Annotated in this window: 17 protein-coding genes; 9 read left to right on the forward strand and 8 right to left on the reverse strand. The window is 60.4% G+C overall.

Annotated features, from left to right (window positions below):
- Positions 1–185 precede the first annotated feature (185 nt).
- The gene (locus tag WDN46_19185) at positions 186–476 is read left to right on the forward strand and encodes a (2Fe-2S)-binding protein (GenBank protein MEJ0095445.1); all 291 of its coding nucleotides are present in this window, start codon (positions 186–188) and stop codon (positions 474–476) included.
- 71 nt (positions 477–547) lie between these two features.
- Here WDN46_19185 and WDN46_19190 read toward each other — a convergent pair whose 3' ends face one another.
- The 5 genes from WDN46_19190 to WDN46_19210 all read right to left on the reverse strand — a co-directional run bounded on the left by WDN46_19190 (position 548) and on the right by WDN46_19210 (position 5,115).
- Positions 548–973 carry an OsmC family protein gene (locus WDN46_19190; GenBank protein ID MEJ0095446.1) on the reverse strand — a complete coding sequence of 142 codons (426 nt, stop codon included), beginning with the start codon at positions 971–973 and terminating at the stop codon, positions 548–550.
- A gap of 139 nt (positions 974–1,112) precedes the next feature.
- Positions 1,113–1,925 carry a class III extradiol ring-cleavage dioxygenase gene (locus WDN46_19195; GenBank protein ID MEJ0095447.1) on the reverse strand — a complete coding sequence of 271 codons (813 nt, stop codon included), beginning with the start codon at positions 1,923–1,925 and terminating at the stop codon, positions 1,113–1,115.
- A gap of 94 nt (positions 1,926–2,019) precedes the next feature.
- Positions 2,020–2,445 carry a DUF983 domain-containing protein gene (locus WDN46_19200; GenBank protein MEJ0095448.1) on the reverse strand — a complete coding sequence of 142 codons (426 nt, stop codon included), beginning with the start codon at positions 2,443–2,445 and terminating at the stop codon, positions 2,020–2,022.
- Between the two features lie 149 nt (positions 2,446–2,594).
- Positions 2,595–3,989: a PLP-dependent aminotransferase family protein gene (locus WDN46_19205; GenBank protein ID MEJ0095449.1), complete on the reverse strand. Its 1,395-nt coding sequence runs from the start codon at positions 3,987–3,989 to the stop codon at positions 2,595–2,597.
- Between the two features lie 103 nt (positions 3,990–4,092).
- Positions 4,093–5,115 carry an alpha/beta hydrolase gene (locus WDN46_19210; GenBank protein MEJ0095450.1) on the reverse strand — a complete coding sequence of 341 codons (1,023 nt, stop codon included), beginning with the start codon at positions 5,113–5,115 and terminating at the stop codon, positions 4,093–4,095.
- 159 nt (positions 5,116–5,274) lie between these two features.
- Between WDN46_19210 and WDN46_19215 the strand changes: the two genes are divergently transcribed.
- Positions 5,275–5,502 (forward strand): hypothetical protein, encoded by a 228-nt coding sequence (locus WDN46_19215; protein MEJ0095451.1) that lies wholly within the window; start codon positions 5,275–5,277, stop codon positions 5,500–5,502.
- A gap of 45 nt (positions 5,503–5,547) precedes the next feature.
- Positions 5,548–6,716 (forward strand): IS3 family transposase gene (locus WDN46_19220; protein ID MEJ0095452.1). Its coding sequence is split into 2 segments (ribosomal slippage): positions 5,548–5,812 and positions 5,812–6,716, totalling 1,170 coding nucleotides; the frame shifts between segments, so codons are not numbered across the junction.
- On the opposite strand, the gene WDN46_19225 is transcribed toward WDN46_19220, so the two are convergent.
- A complete protein-coding gene (locus WDN46_19225; protein ID MEJ0095453.1) occupies positions 6,713–6,889 on the reverse strand; it encodes a hypothetical protein in 177 nt (58 codons plus the stop codon). The two genes, WDN46_19220 and WDN46_19225, sit on opposite strands and share 4 nt — an antisense overlap.
- 367 nt (positions 6,890–7,256) lie before the next feature.
- Between WDN46_19225 and WDN46_19230 the strand changes: the two genes are divergently transcribed.
- Positions 7,257–8,014 (forward strand): IS5 family transposase gene (locus WDN46_19230; GenBank protein MEJ0095454.1). Its coding sequence is split into 2 segments (ribosomal slippage): positions 7,257–7,596 and positions 7,596–8,014, totalling 759 coding nucleotides; the frame shifts between segments, so codons are not numbered across the junction.
- A 48-nt stretch (positions 8,015–8,062) separates the two neighbouring features.
- On the opposite strand, the gene WDN46_19235 is transcribed toward WDN46_19230, so the two are convergent.
- Positions 8,063–8,605 (reverse strand): hypothetical protein, encoded by a 543-nt coding sequence (locus tag WDN46_19235; protein ID MEJ0095455.1) that lies wholly within the window; start codon positions 8,603–8,605, stop codon positions 8,063–8,065.
- 414 nt (positions 8,606–9,019) lie between these two features.
- Here WDN46_19235 and WDN46_19240 point away from each other — a divergent pair, with 414 nt between their 5' ends.
- The 4 genes from WDN46_19240 to WDN46_19255 all read left to right on the forward strand — a co-directional run bounded on the left by WDN46_19240 (position 9,020) and on the right by WDN46_19255 (position 12,974).
- Complete coding sequence (locus tag WDN46_19240) at positions 9,020–9,658, forward strand: cadmium resistance transporter (protein ID MEJ0095456.1); 639 nt, start codon at positions 9,020–9,022, stop codon at positions 9,656–9,658.
- Between the two features lie 137 nt (positions 9,659–9,795).
- A complete protein-coding gene (locus tag WDN46_19245) occupies positions 9,796–10,068 on the forward strand; it encodes a helix-turn-helix transcriptional regulator (protein MEJ0095457.1) in 273 nt (90 codons plus the stop codon).
- A gap of 72 nt (positions 10,069–10,140) precedes the next feature.
- Positions 10,141–11,880, forward strand: coding sequence for a SulP family inorganic anion transporter (locus tag WDN46_19250; protein MEJ0095458.1), 1,740 nt, complete (start codon positions 10,141–10,143; stop codon positions 11,878–11,880).
- 224 nt (positions 11,881–12,104) lie between these two features.
- Positions 12,105–12,974 (forward strand): DUF2306 domain-containing protein, encoded by an 870-nt coding sequence (locus tag WDN46_19255; GenBank protein ID MEJ0095459.1) that lies wholly within the window; start codon positions 12,105–12,107, stop codon positions 12,972–12,974.
- A gap of 23 nt (positions 12,975–12,997) precedes the next feature.
- Here the strand turns inward: WDN46_19255 and WDN46_19260 are convergent, their stop codons facing one another.
- Positions 12,998–14,212 carry a nitrate/nitrite transporter gene (locus tag WDN46_19260; protein MEJ0095460.1) on the reverse strand — a complete coding sequence of 405 codons (1,215 nt, stop codon included), beginning with the start codon at positions 14,210–14,212 and terminating at the stop codon, positions 12,998–13,000.
- Positions 14,213–14,366: 154 nt separating this feature from the next.
- Between WDN46_19260 and WDN46_19265 the strand changes: the two genes are divergently transcribed.
- Positions 14,367–16,085, forward strand: a complete 1,719-nt coding sequence (locus tag WDN46_19265; GenBank protein MEJ0095461.1) for a bifunctional protein-serine/threonine kinase/phosphatase — start codon at positions 14,367–14,369, stop codon at positions 16,083–16,085.
- Positions 16,086–16,149 lie beyond the last annotated feature (64 nt).

Here is a 16,149-nt window from a genome sequence, read left to right on the forward strand (position 1 = left end):
CACAATTTGTCGTTCACCTAGCTAAGCAGTATTTTGAATGATTATAAATTGAAAAGGCGCGGCATTGCTTGTCTAGACCCAATCTAATCTTCGACATTGCATTGCAATTCATTAAATGATGCGCTACATCGAACTCGACTCGTCGCTTCGCAAAACGCTGTTTGGCTCGAATATTTGGTGCCTGAATGATTGTATGCTCGTGCAATGTTCTGACCGACGCCACTATCAAAGCGACCCTCGCCGGGTCGGCAGGTCAGGCTTGTCCGCGCACGCCGGGCGCCGTTTATAAATGCCTCGGTTGCAGCCCCAATTGCGGGCGCTGCATAAAGACGGTGCGAAAGATCATCCGTGACGCGCTCGGCGATGCGCCAAGCGCCTGCGTCGACGAGGCTTGTCAGCCGCAGGATCTTCCGGTCTGCGAGCTGGAGACGCTCACCGTCACCGAAGAACAGGTTTTTTTCCCGATCGTTCCCTAAAGAGGCAGCGCGATGACGTCGCCGCGTCTGGGACAGACGGATCTGTCCCAGCGATCTTTTTGACGTTCGGGTCAGTCGACCAATTTGGCGTCCAGCGTGATCTCGGCTTTCAGCAACTTGGATACCGGGCAGCCGAGCTTTGCCTTATTGGTCAGCTCCGTGAAAGTCGCCTGATCGGCGCCGGGGATTTTCGCGCGCAAGGTGAGATGCACCTTGGTGATGGCGAAGCCATCGTCGACCTTGTCCAGCGTCACTTCCGCCGTTGTATCCATTTGCGTCGCCGTGAGCTTGGCCTCGCCAAGGATGAGCGACAGGGCCATGGTGAAACACCCCGCATGCGCCGCTCCGATCAACTCTTCCGGATTGGTCCCTGGCTGTCCTTCGAAGCGGCTCGCAAAGCCGTAAGGATAGGCTTTCAGCGCGCCGCTTTCCGTCGAGATGGAGCCTTTTCCGTCCTTGATCCCGCCCTGCCAAGCGGCCGATCCAACTTTTTTCATCAATGTCTCCGTGAAGTTAGGCGAAGCAACGGCGTTGACTTCATTGGCCGCCCGGACGATGTCGCAAAACCAGCCGCGTTACAAGCGACTCCGGCGCCGTCTGAATGTTCAGACGCCGACGCGTCCACACCATAAAACTTTAGCCGAAACGGTAGCCCGAAACCGGCGCCCCGAAAATATGATCGCTGTAGTCGCGCACGCCGAGATCTTCAGCGGCGGCCCCGGCTGCGACCATCAGCGGAATCAAATGGTCTTCACTCGGATGGCTCACGCGGGCGCCGGGCGCAGCGGCCCAGGCGGTCAAAGCAGCGTTGCGCTCGGCCTCGGGGCCAGCGACGGCGGCAGTCAACCAGGCATCGAATTTTTCGGCGATCTGGATGATGCGAGGGTCGGCGCGATACAGGTTTTGCAGATTATGAAAACTGAGGCCGCTGCCGATGATCAATACGCCTTCGTCGCGCAAGGAGGCCAAAGCCCGGCCGATCGCGATATGCTCTGCGGGATCGAGCGACATCGATAAGGAAAGCTGCACCGTCGGAATGTCGGCGTTCGGGTAGAGCAGCAGCAGAGGCACGAACACGCCATGATCGAAGCCGCGCGTCTCATCGGCGGCGCTGTCAATCCCCGCGCGATTGAGCAGTCGGCAGATGTCCGCCGCCAGCGCCGGATCGCCCGGCGCCGGGTAACGCAGCTGATAAGTATGCGGCGGAAAGCCGCGATAATCATAGATCAGGCTCGGCTCGGCAGCCGCCGTGACTGTCGGACGGCGCTCCAGCCAATGGGCGGAAATGACCAGCAATGCGCGGGGACGCTCGCCTATCGTCGCGGGGATGCCGCGCAGATAAGCGGCCATGCCCGTCCACGTCTCCGGCGCGCTCGGCGGCGGATCCATGAAAAAACAAGGGCCGCCGCCATGCGGAATAAACCAGACTGGAAGACGCGGTGCAGCCATGGGCCGGTTTCCAATTTTCTCAAAATGCTATCGAGAGTGCCGCCAAGATCTTCTGAAGGCAAGGCGACGGGGAATTATGAATGGAGAGCCGCCGCTAGGCTTTGTTCACCGGCGCCGCGTGCACGCCGTTGGCGCCGACAATGCGTCCTTCTTCGGCCTTATAGAAATATTGGCTTGCGATCAGCCAGCCTTTGAGCGGACGCAGCGGCGGAATGCACGAGATAAGCAAGAACGGCAGGCTAGTCACCAGATGGACCCAGAACGGCGGCGAATATTCAACGTCAAGCCAAACCGCGAAGAAAACGGCCGGGACGCACACGAACAGCATCACGAAGATGGCCGGACCGTCGGCGGGATCGGCGAATGAATAATCGAGGCCGCAAACCTCGCATGAGGGCCGCAATTTGAGAAACCCCTCAAACAGATGCCCTTTGCCGCAACGCGGGCATTTCCCCCATAATCCGGTTCGCATCGGACTTAGCGCGGGCCATTCCTGTTTGGCGTTCGCCTCTTGCGTCATTGATCTGCTCCAATCCCAGCCGCGCTGCGAGCGATCTACCCGCTGAGATTTCATAGTCTATGCGGAATTTCTGATCCGAGCGCAAGCGCTCGCATATTGTATGGTAATTGTATGCTCAATTGTCAATAACGGCCAAGCGCTCGCGTCACTCAAACCACCATCGAGGACATCGCCGGCGATTGATCCAGCAGGTCAGCTACAATCCGGAGGCCCTGAGTCAAATCTTCCCGCGTTGCAGCCGCGCCTAGACCGAGGCGGACAGCCTCGGGCGGCTGCGCCAGCGCGAAAGCATCGCTTACGACGACGCCGATTCCCGCCGAGCGCAGACGGCTGGCGAATTCGCCGCGCGTCCAGGGCGCCGCAAGCGGAAGCCAGAGATGATATCCTTCCGGATCGGCAATTGCGGCGCCTGCCGGAAGAAGCGCGGCGGCAATCGTCTGGCGAGCGGCTGTCTCTTTGCGTATGGCTGCAAGCACCGCGTCGGCGACGCCATCCTCGATCCATCGCGTCACAATCGCGGCAGTGAGCGGCGAGGCCATCGAAGTCGTGGCGCGGATCGCTCCGGCGAGGCGCGCCGTCGCGCGCGCGTCCGGCGCGACGAGATAAGAGATGCGCAACGCAGGGGCGAGGCATTTCGCCAGCCCGGCAATATGATAGACCAGTTCGGGAGCAAGGGCCGCAAGCGGCGGGGCCGCGATTTTGGGCAGCATCCCGTAAGCATCATCCTCGATGATCGGCACGCCATGGCGCCGGGCGACAGCGACGATTGCTTCGCGGCGCGCAAGCGACATCGTCGCCGTCGTCGGATTATGCAGCGTCGGCGCGCAGTAGAGCGCTTTAGGTTTCTGCGTCCGGCAAACGGCGTCAAAGGCGTCGGGATCGACGCCCTCGCCGTCGATTCCAACCTCGACGAGCCTGATGCGCAGATGCGCCGCAAGTGAGCGAAACCCCGGGTAAGTCAGCGCTTCGGCGCAAATAGCCTCGCCGGGCCCAGCCAGCGCCCCTGCAAGAGCCAGCATGGCTCCCTGTGTGCCAGGGCAAACGAGCACGCGCTCGACTGAGACGGCCGGCAGCCGTCGCCGCAGCCAATTAACGCCCGCGGCTCGGTCCGCCGCAGCGCCCCCCGGTTCCTGATAGCGCAAAAGAAGATCGAGGCCTCCGCTCGTCTCGAGATCGGCGATGCCGCTCCACATCCGCGCCGTCAAAGCCGCGTCGTGGAAACGGGGCGGCAGATTCATGCTCATGTCGATGAGGCCGCTCGCGACCACCGCGGCGGGCGCGCGCTTCTGGCGGACGTAAGTGCCCTGGCCCACGCGGCCTTCGACGAGGCCGCGACGGCGCGCCTCCGCATAGGCGCGGCTGACCGTAGTGAAGTCGATGCCAAGAGCGTCCGCGAGCGTGCGTTGCGGCGGCAAACGGACTCCCCCAACAAGACTTCCGGAGAGAATATCCGCGGCGATCGCATCGGCTATGGCCAGATAGAGCGGGCCCGCAGCCCTATTGATCGATGGCAGCCAAATATCTGCTCCAGCGCCGGCGCCCATCGCCAAATCCTTTATGCTCCTCGAATTGTAATATATGCATATTGTATGTACAATCACGGAGGAGCGCAAGCCGGTCAATGGGTTAGCCGCAAATCGCCTTCGCTCAGCGGGCAGCGTCCAAATTGCGGAGGCCCTCGAGCAGCGCTTTATGAAACGCCTCGGGGTCCTGCATTTGCGGAGCATGGCCGAGCTCGGGGAACTCGATTAGATTGACGTTCGGGATCCGTTTGGCCGCCAATTTCGCGAGCTCGGGATAATGACCGAGCTGCGCCCGCACATCCGGCGGCGCCGCGTCTTTGCCGATCGCAGTCGTGTCTTTATCGCCAATCAATAGAAGAACCGGCGGTTTCAAGAGATCAAACTCGTAGAGGACGGGCTGGGTGTAGATCATGTCGTAGAGCAGCGCGGAGCTCCAGGCGACTTGCTCGCGCCCCGGTCCCCGATACATGCCCGCCAGCATTTGCACCCATGGCTCATAGCTGTCCCGCCATTGATTGAAATAATATGTCGCCTTCTCGTAATTGCGAATGCTCTCATCCGTCGTCTTCAGCTCGCGTTCGTACCATTGATCGACGCTCAGCGAGGGAACGCCCTTTGCCTTCCAATCCTCGAGGCCAATCGGACTGACGAAAACAAGTTGATCGACGTCTTGCGGATACATCAGGCCATAGCGCGCCGCGAGCATGCCGCCGGTCGAATGCCCGATGATCGTCGCGCGACCGACGCCGATCGACTCCAGCAAAGCGTGCGTATTCCGCGCCAATTGCTGGAAACTATACTGATATCGCCCCGGCTTGCTCGATTTGCAAAAGCCGATCTGATCCGGCGCGATGACACGATAGCCAGCTTCGCTCAAAACCTTGATGGTTTCCTCCCAGGTCGCGGCGCAGAAATTTTTTCCATGGAGCAGCACGGCGACGCGGCCGTTCGGCTTTTCCCCCGCGACGTCCATATAGGCCATATGCAGAGGCTCGCCTTGCGAGGCGAAAGCGAACTCCTTGACGGCATAAGGATAAGCAAAGCCCTCAAGCTCCGGCCCGTAGGCGGCCCCCGGCGCCGAGGGAACCGCCGACGCGCCGAAAGCGCAAAGAAGCAAAGCCGCTGACAAAACCGCGCATTTGATCATGGGCCACTCCTTTTCGAGTCCCGCAGCGGGAGAGCGCCGTCACGCCCTAGCTACGCCGCCTTATAAGCCGTGGAAGCTAAGCGCGCTCTATGTAAAATCAACTGAACGGTTGGGGCGCGCCTCCTCGGTTTTTGCGCGATACTTGAGGAACGGTATTTCGTGACTATCAAGGAAGCCGAGGCGAGGGTCGTGGCGAGCGATGCAGAGATTGCCCGCGGAAGCAATGATTGGGTCCGTTACCGACAGCTCTCCTCCAAAAGTCAGCTCGCGACCATGCGTCTCGGCCAAGCCGCTGCGATCACGGCTGATGTTCTTCGGGCGAAACGTTTCCCGGCCCTGTCGCAAGGCTCGCCCTGCTACCTGCGTGGTCTGCCCCCTGAAAAGTGATCCTCCGTGAAGTATGGGCTTATGAGCCTGATGGAGGACTGCGCAATGCCGAGGAAAAGACACAAGGCGGAAGAGATCGTCGCGAAGCTACGGCAAGTCGAAGTGCTTAGCGCGCAAGGGCGACCGGTCGCGGAGGCGATCCGCTCGATAGGGGTGACGGAAGTTACATACTATCGATGGCGGTCGGAATACGGCGGCCTGAAGGGCGATCAGGTGAAGCGGCTGAAGGAGCTGGAGGCGGAGAATACGCGGCTCCGTCGAGCGGTGTCCGATTTGACGCTTGAGAAGCTGATCCTGAAAGAGGCTGCCTCGGGAAACTTCTGAGCTCCGCGCGTCGTCGCGCCTGCGTGGAGCATGTGATCGCCGAACATGGCGTTTCCGAGCGGTTCGCTTGCCGGGTTCTCGGTCAGCATCGCTCCACGCAGCGCAAGGTTCCGACCAAGCCCGATGACGAAGCGGCATTGATCGCCGACATCACGGCGCTCGCCATCCAGTACGGCCGCTATGGCTACCGCCGCATCACGGCGATGTTGTGGGAGCGAGGCTGGAAGGTCAACGTCAAACGGGTCGAGCGGATCTGGCGACGCGAGGGGCTGAAAGTTCCGGCCAGACAACCCAAGCGCGGGCGTCTCTGGCTCAATGACGGCTCGTGCGTCCGGCTGCGCCCGCAATGCCCCAACCACGTCTGGTCCTATGACTTCGTCGAGGACCGCACTCATGATGGCAGGAAATATCGCATGCTGAATATCATCGACGAATTTACCCGCGAATGCATCGCGATCAGGATTAACCGGAAGCTGAAGGCAGCGGACGTCATCGACGTTCTCTCGGACCTCTTCATCTTGCGAGGGGTTCCGATCCACATTCGTTCCGACAACGGCCCGGAGTTCATCGCCAAGGCGTTGCGTGACTGGATTGCCGCCGTCGGCGCGAAGACCGCCTACATCATGCCGGGCAGTCCCTGGGAGAACGGCTATTGCGAGAGCTTCAACTCGAAGCTGCGCGACGAGCTTTTGAATGGTGAAATCTTCTACACTCTCAAGGAGGCGAAGGTCGTCATTGAGCGATGGCGACGCCACTACAACACCGTGCGCCCGCACTCATCGCTGGGCTACAAGCCGCCAGCCCCGGAGACCCTGCAATGGCCGGCTTCGCAATCCGGACCAGCTTCGCCCGCCACGCCAGCAATAGCGCCAGGGCCGACAATGCACTAACATTCAAACTGGATCACCCCATGGGGGCAGGCCATGCGCAGTTCAGCATCTTGCCCCCTGAGAACGCCGCCGGCAAAATCCGCCAATGCCCTCTCGGGGGATGCGTCGGCCACGGCGGGACCGTCGCCTACGCCGCGCGGCATGGCCGCCAGGGCGCCGTTACGCCCTGCCAATGCTAATTTCGCAAGCGACGGAATCCAAAGCGCCTGGGGCAAAGACATAGTCACACAGCGTTGCATTTTGCTCTGTCCAAACTTCCCGCGGGAGAGTCGAGATATTGTCGAGCAGTATCTTATCATCGCTTTTTATTACCTGATAAATACTATACTTCATATATTTGAGTAACTCTTCTAATTCAGAAATTCTCGTTGTATACGTATCCCAATCTGCGGTATCTGCGGCAAATAGCACCTCACACAGGATGAGAGGCCTATATCTCTGTATGCTATGCTGCATCCCAATCAGAACTAGGGCCCAGACCCATAAAATGGTTGGCGTGACAGGCGGATTGTGATTCACAGCTTCCGAAAGGAAGCGACTATGAATCGGGATCAATTCTGGCTGACGGACGCGCAGTTCGCGAAGATCGCGCCGCATCTTCCCACGGACACGCGCGGCAAGGCGGGCGTCGATGATCGCCGGGTGATCAGCGGGATCATTCATGTGCTGAAATCTGGCGGACGCTGGATTGACGCGCCGCTGGAGTACGGGCCAAAGAAGACTCTCTACAATCGCTACGTTCGCTGGGCTGCTAAGGGCGTTTGGATCGATCTGTTCCACGCGCTTGCGCAAGCAGGCGGGCCGCCGGCGCAGGTCCTCATCGACTCCTCGGCGGTCAAGGCGCATCGCTCGGCCAGTGGCGGCAAAGGGGGGAGAAGAATCAGGCCATCGGCCGTTCGCGCGGCGGGCGCACAACCAAAATCCACGCATTGACCGATGCGGACTGCCGCCCGCTGTCTTTCATGCTCACCGGCGGCCAAATCGCCGATTGCTCGGCGGGCGCGGAGCTTATCGCGCGACTTCCTCCTTGCGAAATCCTCCATGGCGACAAGGGCTACGACGCAAATGCGATCCGTCGGCAGGTCGAGGAGCGCGGAGCTATGCCGAATATCCCGCCCAAGGCCAATCGCAGGTGGAAGAACTGCTTCTCGCCCTTCCTCTATCGAAACCGCAACGCCATCGAACGCATGTTCTGCCGCCTGAAAGACTTCAGGCGCGTGGCTACCCGCTACGACCGAAACGCATTAAACTTCCTCGCCACAGTCTGCATCGCCGCTACCGTTTGCTACTGGTTGTGAGTCTGGACCCTAGATTTTCTGCGCCCTCAACATCAATTTTGATAAAATTTATTTCTGAAAATCCAATTTTGTCGACAATATCGTCAAAGCGGTAACTGGGATTATTTGGATATCATAAGGGCGCCCAGGCCGGAGGTCGCTCACGATGCTCGCAGCCTGATCAGTGGACATACCCTTTGTCAGGTACAATTTTTCAATATTTGATAGCCCAACGGGGGCCACGAACGAATCATCGTAGTGATTAAACTTAATTATGTCGGAGAGGATCGATGCAGACGCATAGTTCGGCTCAAACCCAACGTACTGGCCACTAGCTCCGGATAATTTCCATTCTATCAACGTTTGGCCGAGGTTAGCCCCAACATCAACAAGCGCCCCGCCCTTAGGTACAAGCTTACCAAGAAGGTAAATCTTCCATCCTCCATCATTGTATAGATAAGCTTTCAAGGGGACTGTTACTTTTACTCCCTTGTGTGAAAGCGTTATAGTTTGACGGCAAGAATTATATACTGTGGTTGCAACCCTGAATACACCCCTTAGAATGCGGTTTTGGGGAGTTTTACTGTAAAGATGCTCTATGCCTACGTTCATGCTGCTGATCCTTGAGTGCACGGCCTAAGCATCAGAACTTTGCGCATCAGGACGCATCATAGAATGACCACCTCGAGGGGCGGAGGGCGGTTCAGCCATCCAGCCCTTAAACAGACGCCGCGCCGTCGTCGCGGGCATCCAAATTGATAGTCGTCGTCGCCATGCGTAGAAGCCTTAGAGATAACCGAGACGAGCCGACTGGTCCGCCCCTATCGGGTGATCCGATTGGGATGTTAGTTGAAGATCGGCGGCCAAGCCAGCGACCCCGCGCCCGGCGGGGACCGTGGCGGCATTCCATCAATCGCCGCTTGTGAGCGCCAGCGTTGCTCTTGATGCTCGAGCGCTTTACAAACGGTGGCGCGGCGACGCCAATCGGCTTCCCCGGGCCGCGGGCAAGATTGTTGAAGCGACGACGTGAGCGCCCTTCCTTCCGCAAACATCTTGATCGACGCCGCGGGCGTCGCGGGCGTGACCGCGATTGCCTATATGTCGACGAACTTCGACAATCTCATCATTTTATCAGCCTATGGCGCCAAACCGGGCTATCGGCCTCTCTTCGTCAAACTTGCTTTTCTTCTCGTTTGTTTGATCGTCGTCCTGGTGAGTTTTGCGCTAGCCAATAGCGCCAGCCATCTTCCAATCGAAAAAATTCGCTACTTAGGTTTGATCCCGATCGGCCTTGGTTGCTATCATTTGCTCAAGCTGATCTTCGACCGAACGCCGGATGCATCAGCAAAAAAGATCGAAGTTCGGGAGTCGATCGCGCTTTCGGCTTATGCGGCTTTTGCGCTGATGTTGCTGGCAAACAGCAGCGACACCGTGAGCATATTGACCCCGATATTCGCCGACCTCAAACCGGCGCTTTTCCTTGCATGCTTCGGGGCGGTAGTAGCCACGGCTTTTTTCATGAGCGCCGCCGCCGGCTATCTCGCGCAGCATCCCGTATTGCGACTCTATCTGGAGCGTTTTGCGGAATGGGCGCTCCCGTTTCTTCTCATAGGCATCGGCGCGCTGGTGTTCCTGGAGACGCCGGCCGATGTCTGGATCGAATGAAGCGCATCCCTCCCTCGGACCCCCTCGCCTTCAGCTCGGTCAGAATCGTTCAATGTTCAATGATAAAACGTCTACGTTGATGTTCTAGACATCAATCCTAACTTCTTATATAATCGGAAACGTCAAATGGAGCGTTCATGATCACGGCCGCGCAAATGCGCGCCGCACGCGCCTTGCTTGGCATCGACCAGCGTCAGCTTGCCGAGCTCTCAGGCGTGTCGCTGCCGACCATCCAGCGGATGGAGTCGAGCGAAGGCAACGTGCGGGGCGTCATCGACACTCTGACCAAGGTCGTCGAAGCGTTCGATGCCGCCGGCGTCGAACTCATCGGAGACAATGTAAAGAGCGTCGGCAGCGGTCGCGGCGTGCGCTTCAAGCACGCCAAGATCCTGAACGGCGACTCCGTCTGACGCGAATGAGCGGCGGCAGGTCGCGGCAAAGAGCCGACTAGCCGCCGACGCAGCGACAATGAGCGGATCGAGATGGTAGCCCAGACGCGTGAACCCACCTTCGCCGAACTGTTCACGCCGAAGATCGTAACCATCCTTCGGGAGCGTTACGGCATTCGAGATTTTAAGGCCGACATTGTGGCGGGCCTGACGGTTGCAATCGTCGCGCTGCCGCTTTCGATGGCGATCGCGATCGCCTCCGGCGTGACGCCCGACCGCGGCCTCTATACGGCGATCGTCGGCGGTTTCCTCGTCTCTGCGCTCGGCGGCAGCCGTTTCCAAATCGGGGGGCCGGCCGGAGCGTTTATCGTTCTCGTCGCCGCCACCGTCGCGCAGTATGGCGTGGATGGCCTCATCCTCGCGACGATGCTCTCGGGGGTGATCCTGCTCGCAATGGGGTTCCTGCGGCTCGGCGCCTTCATTAAATATGTCCCCTACCCTGTCACCGTCGGCTTCACCTCGGGCATCGCCGTCATCATCTTCACCAGCCAGATCAAGGAGCTGCTTGGCCTGACGCTCGCCGGCCAGGAACCGGGGCCGTTCATCCCAAAGCTCCAGACGCTGGCCGCCGCGCTGCCAACGACCAATGTGGAGGCCGTCGCGATCGCGGCGCTTGCGGTGGGCTCCATCCTCACTGTGCGCCGTTTCTGGCCGCACTTGCCGGCTTTTCTGATCGCGGTCGCGCTAGCCACCATCGCGGCGCAGTTCCTTGGCCTGAGGGCGGAAACAATCGGCACGCGATTTGGCGGCATCCCGCAATCGCTCCCGGTCCCGCACTTGCCCACCCTGTCGATCGACAAGATCAGCATGATGCTTCCTTCCGCCCTGTCCTTTGCGCTTCTCGGCGGCATCGAAAGCCTGCTCTCCGCCGTGGTCGCCGATAGCATGAGCGGGAGACGGCATCGGTCGAACTGTGAGCTCGTCGCCCAGGGTGCGGCCAACATAGCATCCGCCTTATTTGGAGGAATCTGCGTGACCGGCACGATAGCCCGCACCGCAGCCAACGTCCGGGCCGGCGCCCGCGGCCCTGTCGCCGGCATGCTTCACTCGGCGTTCTTGCTCTTATTCATGCTCGTCGCGGCGCCGCTGGCGCGCTATATCCCGCTTGCAGCGCTGGCCGGCGTACTCGCGGTCGTCGCCTGGAATATGGCCGAGAAACATGAATTTACGACCTTGTTTCGCGCGTCGGTGGGCGACGCCGTGGTCCTGCTTGCGACTTTCCTGCTCGTCGTGTTCCGCGACTTGACCGAGGGCATTCTCATAGGTTTTGCAATCGGCGCGCTGTTGTTCCTGCATCGCATGGCGCGCGCCGTTGAGATCGAAGGCGCGCAGCCGCTTTTTGAAGAGGACATGGCCGACGCGATAGGCGACGGACGCAAGCCATACGACGCTGCGCTCGCGACCGACCCCGATATCGTGGTCTACAGAATCTCCGGGGCGTTCTTCTTCGGAGCGGCGGCGAGCGTCGAGGCGGCGCTTGATAGCATCGGCGAGCATCCGAAGGCCTATGTGATCGACTTCTCGGCTGTGCCAATGATCGATTCGACGGCGGCCGCAACGATCGGAGGTTTTGCGCGGAGAGCGCGACGGCATGGCTCAGCCATCTACCTCGCCGGCGCCCGGCCGGCTATTCGTCGCGTTCTGATGACCCACGGCCTGCGCCCGCCCCTAGTGCGGTTCAAGAACAAGTTGGCGGATGCGCTGACAGCCGCGCGACGGGGAGGCGTCGAAGACCAGGATAGCGAGCCGGCCCCAGTCGTCGGCGCTGCGTGACGGCCACGAGCGCACAGCGCGAGCATTACAGCCGCAATGCGATTCGCCGCTCCTGAAATCACTCCGTAGCGCGGCGAACTAAAACGATCGAACGCGGCGTGGCGTCGGCGCGCCGATTGCGCCAGACTGGCCCGGACGCCTGATCACAACGGCGCCCAGAGCCTGTCGCGCGACGGCGCAGCTACGCTATAAGGCGTCGTCCGCAATCGGGAGAATTGCCCACAATGACAACATCCGACCGCGCCGACTTCATCGACACGCCTTCGTCCAGGCCGGTGAAAGACAATGGCGGCGCTGCGGCGTTGCGCTGGTCGGCCAAGGCTCTCGTCGCCGTCGCTTGGATCAGCGCAGCCATCTTCGGCCTCTACATAATGGCGTACTATCTAGGCGCAGCGTATCAGGGCGCCCCAGATCAATGGAACGCAAAGCTCCCGCGTCTTTATAATCCGGACAGCGTGCTTGGGACGATCGGAATCGGCGCGCATTTTGCGACCGGAGCGATCGTGCTCTTGCTTGGCCCCGTGCAATTGATCGGAGCGGTTCGCAGGCGCGCCCCTCGGCTGCATCGCTGGATCGGGCGCCTCTATGCGTCCGCGGCGTTGTTGACGGGACTGGGTGGCCTTTCGTTCATCGCGCTCGAAGGAACGATCGGCGGGGCGCCGATGAGCCTTGGCTTTGGTTTGTACGGCGCGCTAATGGTCATCGCAGCGGTCATGACGGTATGGCGGGCTCGGCAAGGACGTTTCGATGAGCATCGCGCCTGGGCGATCCGCCTTTTCGCGCTCGCCATCGGATCGTGGCTCTACCGGATGGATTATGGGTTCTGGCATATGATCGCTCACGCCGCCGGCCACACGCGGTCTTTCGATGGGCCGTTCGATTTTGTAATGTTCTTTTTCTTCTACATTCCAAACTTGATCATAGCCGAGGCTTTCATCCGCGCGCGTCAGCCGCGCGCCAGCTCCCCCGCCAAAATCGGCGCGGCAATCCTATTGAACTGCGCGACAGTTTTCCTTGCGATCGCCACATATTACTTCGCAACTTCTTATTGGGGGCCCGCCATCGTGAATAGAATTGTTGGCGCTTCGTCGTAAGTGCGCGCTCCGCTAATGACCCGTTAGATTTTCGCGGAGACGAGGCTGGCCGCACCCCAGGTGGTGCGCCAGCGGGTCTTCACGGCGAAGAGGCCAAACAAAGCCAAACCCGCTAGCGCCGCGAAGATCAGAAGCCCGATCTGATAAGAACCCGTGAGCTGTTTCGATATACCAAGACTTGACGCGAGGTAGAAACCGCCGATGCCCCCGGTCATCCCGACGAGGCCGGTCATCACCCCTATTTCGGATCTGAAGCGCTGCGGCACCAGTTGAAACACGGCGCCGTTCCCCATTCCCAGCGCCAGCATGCCGAAGACGAAGAACGTCAGCGCCATCCCGGGCTGAGGCAGACGGAAGCTGACGATCGCCAGAGCGGTCATGGCCACCGCGTACATGACCGTCAATGTGCGGATTCCGCCGATGCGATCCGCCAAGGCGCCGCCGATCGGCCGCACCATGGACCCAGCGAAAACCGCGGCGGCGGTAAAATATCCAGCCGTCACGGCGCTGAGGCCGTATTCAGAATTGAAATAAATGCTGAGCGAGGACGCGAGCCCCGAAAAGCCGCCGAAAGTGACGGCGTAGAAGAACATGAACCACCAGGAATCGCTGAGTTTCAGCACCGCAGCGTATTCCTTTAGCGTTTTCGGCGGCGGGGGGTTGGGACTGTCCTTGGCGAAGATCACATAGACGATGAGCGCGATGGTCAGCGGAATTGCGGTGAGGCCGATGACGTTGATCCAGCCGAACGCAACCGCAAGACTCGGCGCGAACAAGGCGGCGAACACCGTCCCGGAGTTGCCGGCCCCGGCGATTCCGAGCGCAATCCCTTGATATTGAGGCGGATACCAGCGCGAGGCCAACGGCAGCGCAACGGCGAATGAGGCCCCGGCGATTCCGAGCGCAACGCCAAAAAGCAGGATTTGAGGAAAGTTGTGAATTCCCAAAAACCAAGCGGCGAGCACGGCGATGATCACCGCCGTCTGACCGATAATGCCGGCCAGCTTCGGCTTCACCCGATCGACCAAAACGCCCATCGCCACGCGCAAAAACGCACCGGCGAGAGCGGGCAAGGCTACCATCAGGCCTTTTTGCACCGCATCAAGGTGCAGGCTGCTGGCGATCTGAATTCCCAGCGGGCCGAGGATCACCCAAACCATGAAGCTCATGTCGAAATAGAAGAAGGCGGAGAGTAGCGTTGGGAGGTGGCCGGCTTTTAAGAACTCTCGCTTGATCATTACGCCTCACGTACAAGGGACTTCGCCGCCAAAGAGGACTGGCGCATTCAGCTCCGCTCTAGGAAAGCAATCGCTGTGCCGTGCGCCGGTATGCATTCACCCCAGTCGAGACAATCGACTGCTCCGCAGCGGGTTAGTCGCAGAGCTCGCCATCTTGACCAGTGAGCCTCTAACCGATTGCCTCGATGTGCGCGTCGGCCTTTGCTCTGAGCAGGGACGCCGCGAGCGCAATGAGGATTACGCGGGATTTTATGCAGGGACGCCGGACCAGCGGGCGCGTTTTGGCGTCATCGCTGCGATCGCCGATGGCGTGGGCGGGGCCAAAGGCGGCCGAGTTGCCGCGGAGCTCGCGGTGCGCAATTTCATCGATGGCTATCTCAGCCAGCCGCCGACGCAAGGCGTGCGACAAGCGGGCGCGCGCAGCCTCGAGGCGGTGAACCGCTGGACTCATGCGATCGGACGCACCGATCCCGCCCTGCAGAACATGGGATGCACTTTTACGGCCTTGATTCTGCGCGGGCGGCAGGCGCATGTCCTCCATCTTGGAGATACTAGGCTTTACCGCCTTCGCGATAATCGCCTGACGCTGCTGACCGAGGATCACACCTTGAGCGGCGCGGGCCGAAATCACATTCTGACGCGCGCGATCGGACCAGCCGCAGGAGTACAGATCGACTATCTGATGGAAGAGCCGCGCGTGTACGATCGATTTCTTTTATGCACCGACGGCGTTCACGGCGTATTGTCCAACCGGCGCTTGCAGGAAGAACTCGCGCGCGACGCCGCGCCCGACGAAACAGCGACGCAAATCGTCAGCGCCGCGCTCGCCGCGCGCGGCGGGGACAATGCTACCGCGCTCGTCGTCGACGTTCTCAGCCTTCCGGCCGCCAATCTTGCGGATCTCCGGCTGACAGCGGCGGCGTTGCCGATTTTGGCGCCCCGCAACGTTGGAGACAGGGTGGATGGCTATTTTTTAGGCGCCATGCTCGCCGATGGCCGGTACAACCGGGTTTTCCGAGGGATAGATGAGATCTCGCAGCAAGAGGTGATCATAAAATTCCCAAAGCCCTCAGTCGGCGAAGATGCCGTCTTGCGCCAAGCCTTTCTCCGCGAGAGCTGGATCGCAACGCGCGTGCGCAGCCCCTTTGTGGGCGAGGGCGTTGAGGTTTCGGCGCAGCGGCGGAGTTGCCTCTATACGGTGATGCCGTTCTATGAGGGCGAAACGCTGGAGCGCCGTCTGCGGCGGCCGCCCGCCGTGCGCCTCGCATCGGGGCTTAGCATCGCAATCAAACTTGCCAAAGCGGTCGCCGCCCTGCACCGCGCCGGCATCATTCATCGCGACATCAAGCCGGATAATGTCGTCTTACTGGCTGACGGTGGATTGAAGCTGATCGATCTTGGCGTGGCGCGTCTGCCGCACTTCGAGGATGCGCCGATGGAGGCGGCTCCCGGCACGCCGAGCTACATGGCTCCCGAACTGATCACCGGCGCGCCTGGCGATGAAAAGTCTGATCAATTCGCGCTTGGGGTCACGATCTACCGGATGTTCGCCGGCGCCGGCCCTTACGGCGAGATCGAGCCATTTTCCCACCCCCGCTTCGGCCGGCCGGCGCCGCTGGAAAAGCTTCGGCCCGACTTGCCCGCATGGCTTGATCGCGTCCTCGCCCGCGCCTTCGCCGTGCGCCCGGATGACAGATTTGCCGACGTTCTCGAACTGATCTTCGAGCTTGAGAATGGGGCGGATCGCGGACGGCCAGGACCGGCCCCGCGCGAGCCGCTCTACGCCCGCAACCCGCTGACGTTCTGGAAAGTGGTTTCCGCGATCCTTGCGGCGCTGCTCATCACGTCGATTGCGGTCCTGCGCAGGCATTGAACCGCGGCATGACCAATTCAATCGCGCGGCTCCGAAGCGATGATCTTCGGCTTGACGCCCTGCT

Source organism: Methylocella sp., assembly GCA_037200525.1.
Lineage (GTDB): Bacteria > Pseudomonadota > Alphaproteobacteria > Rhizobiales > Beijerinckiaceae > Methylocapsa.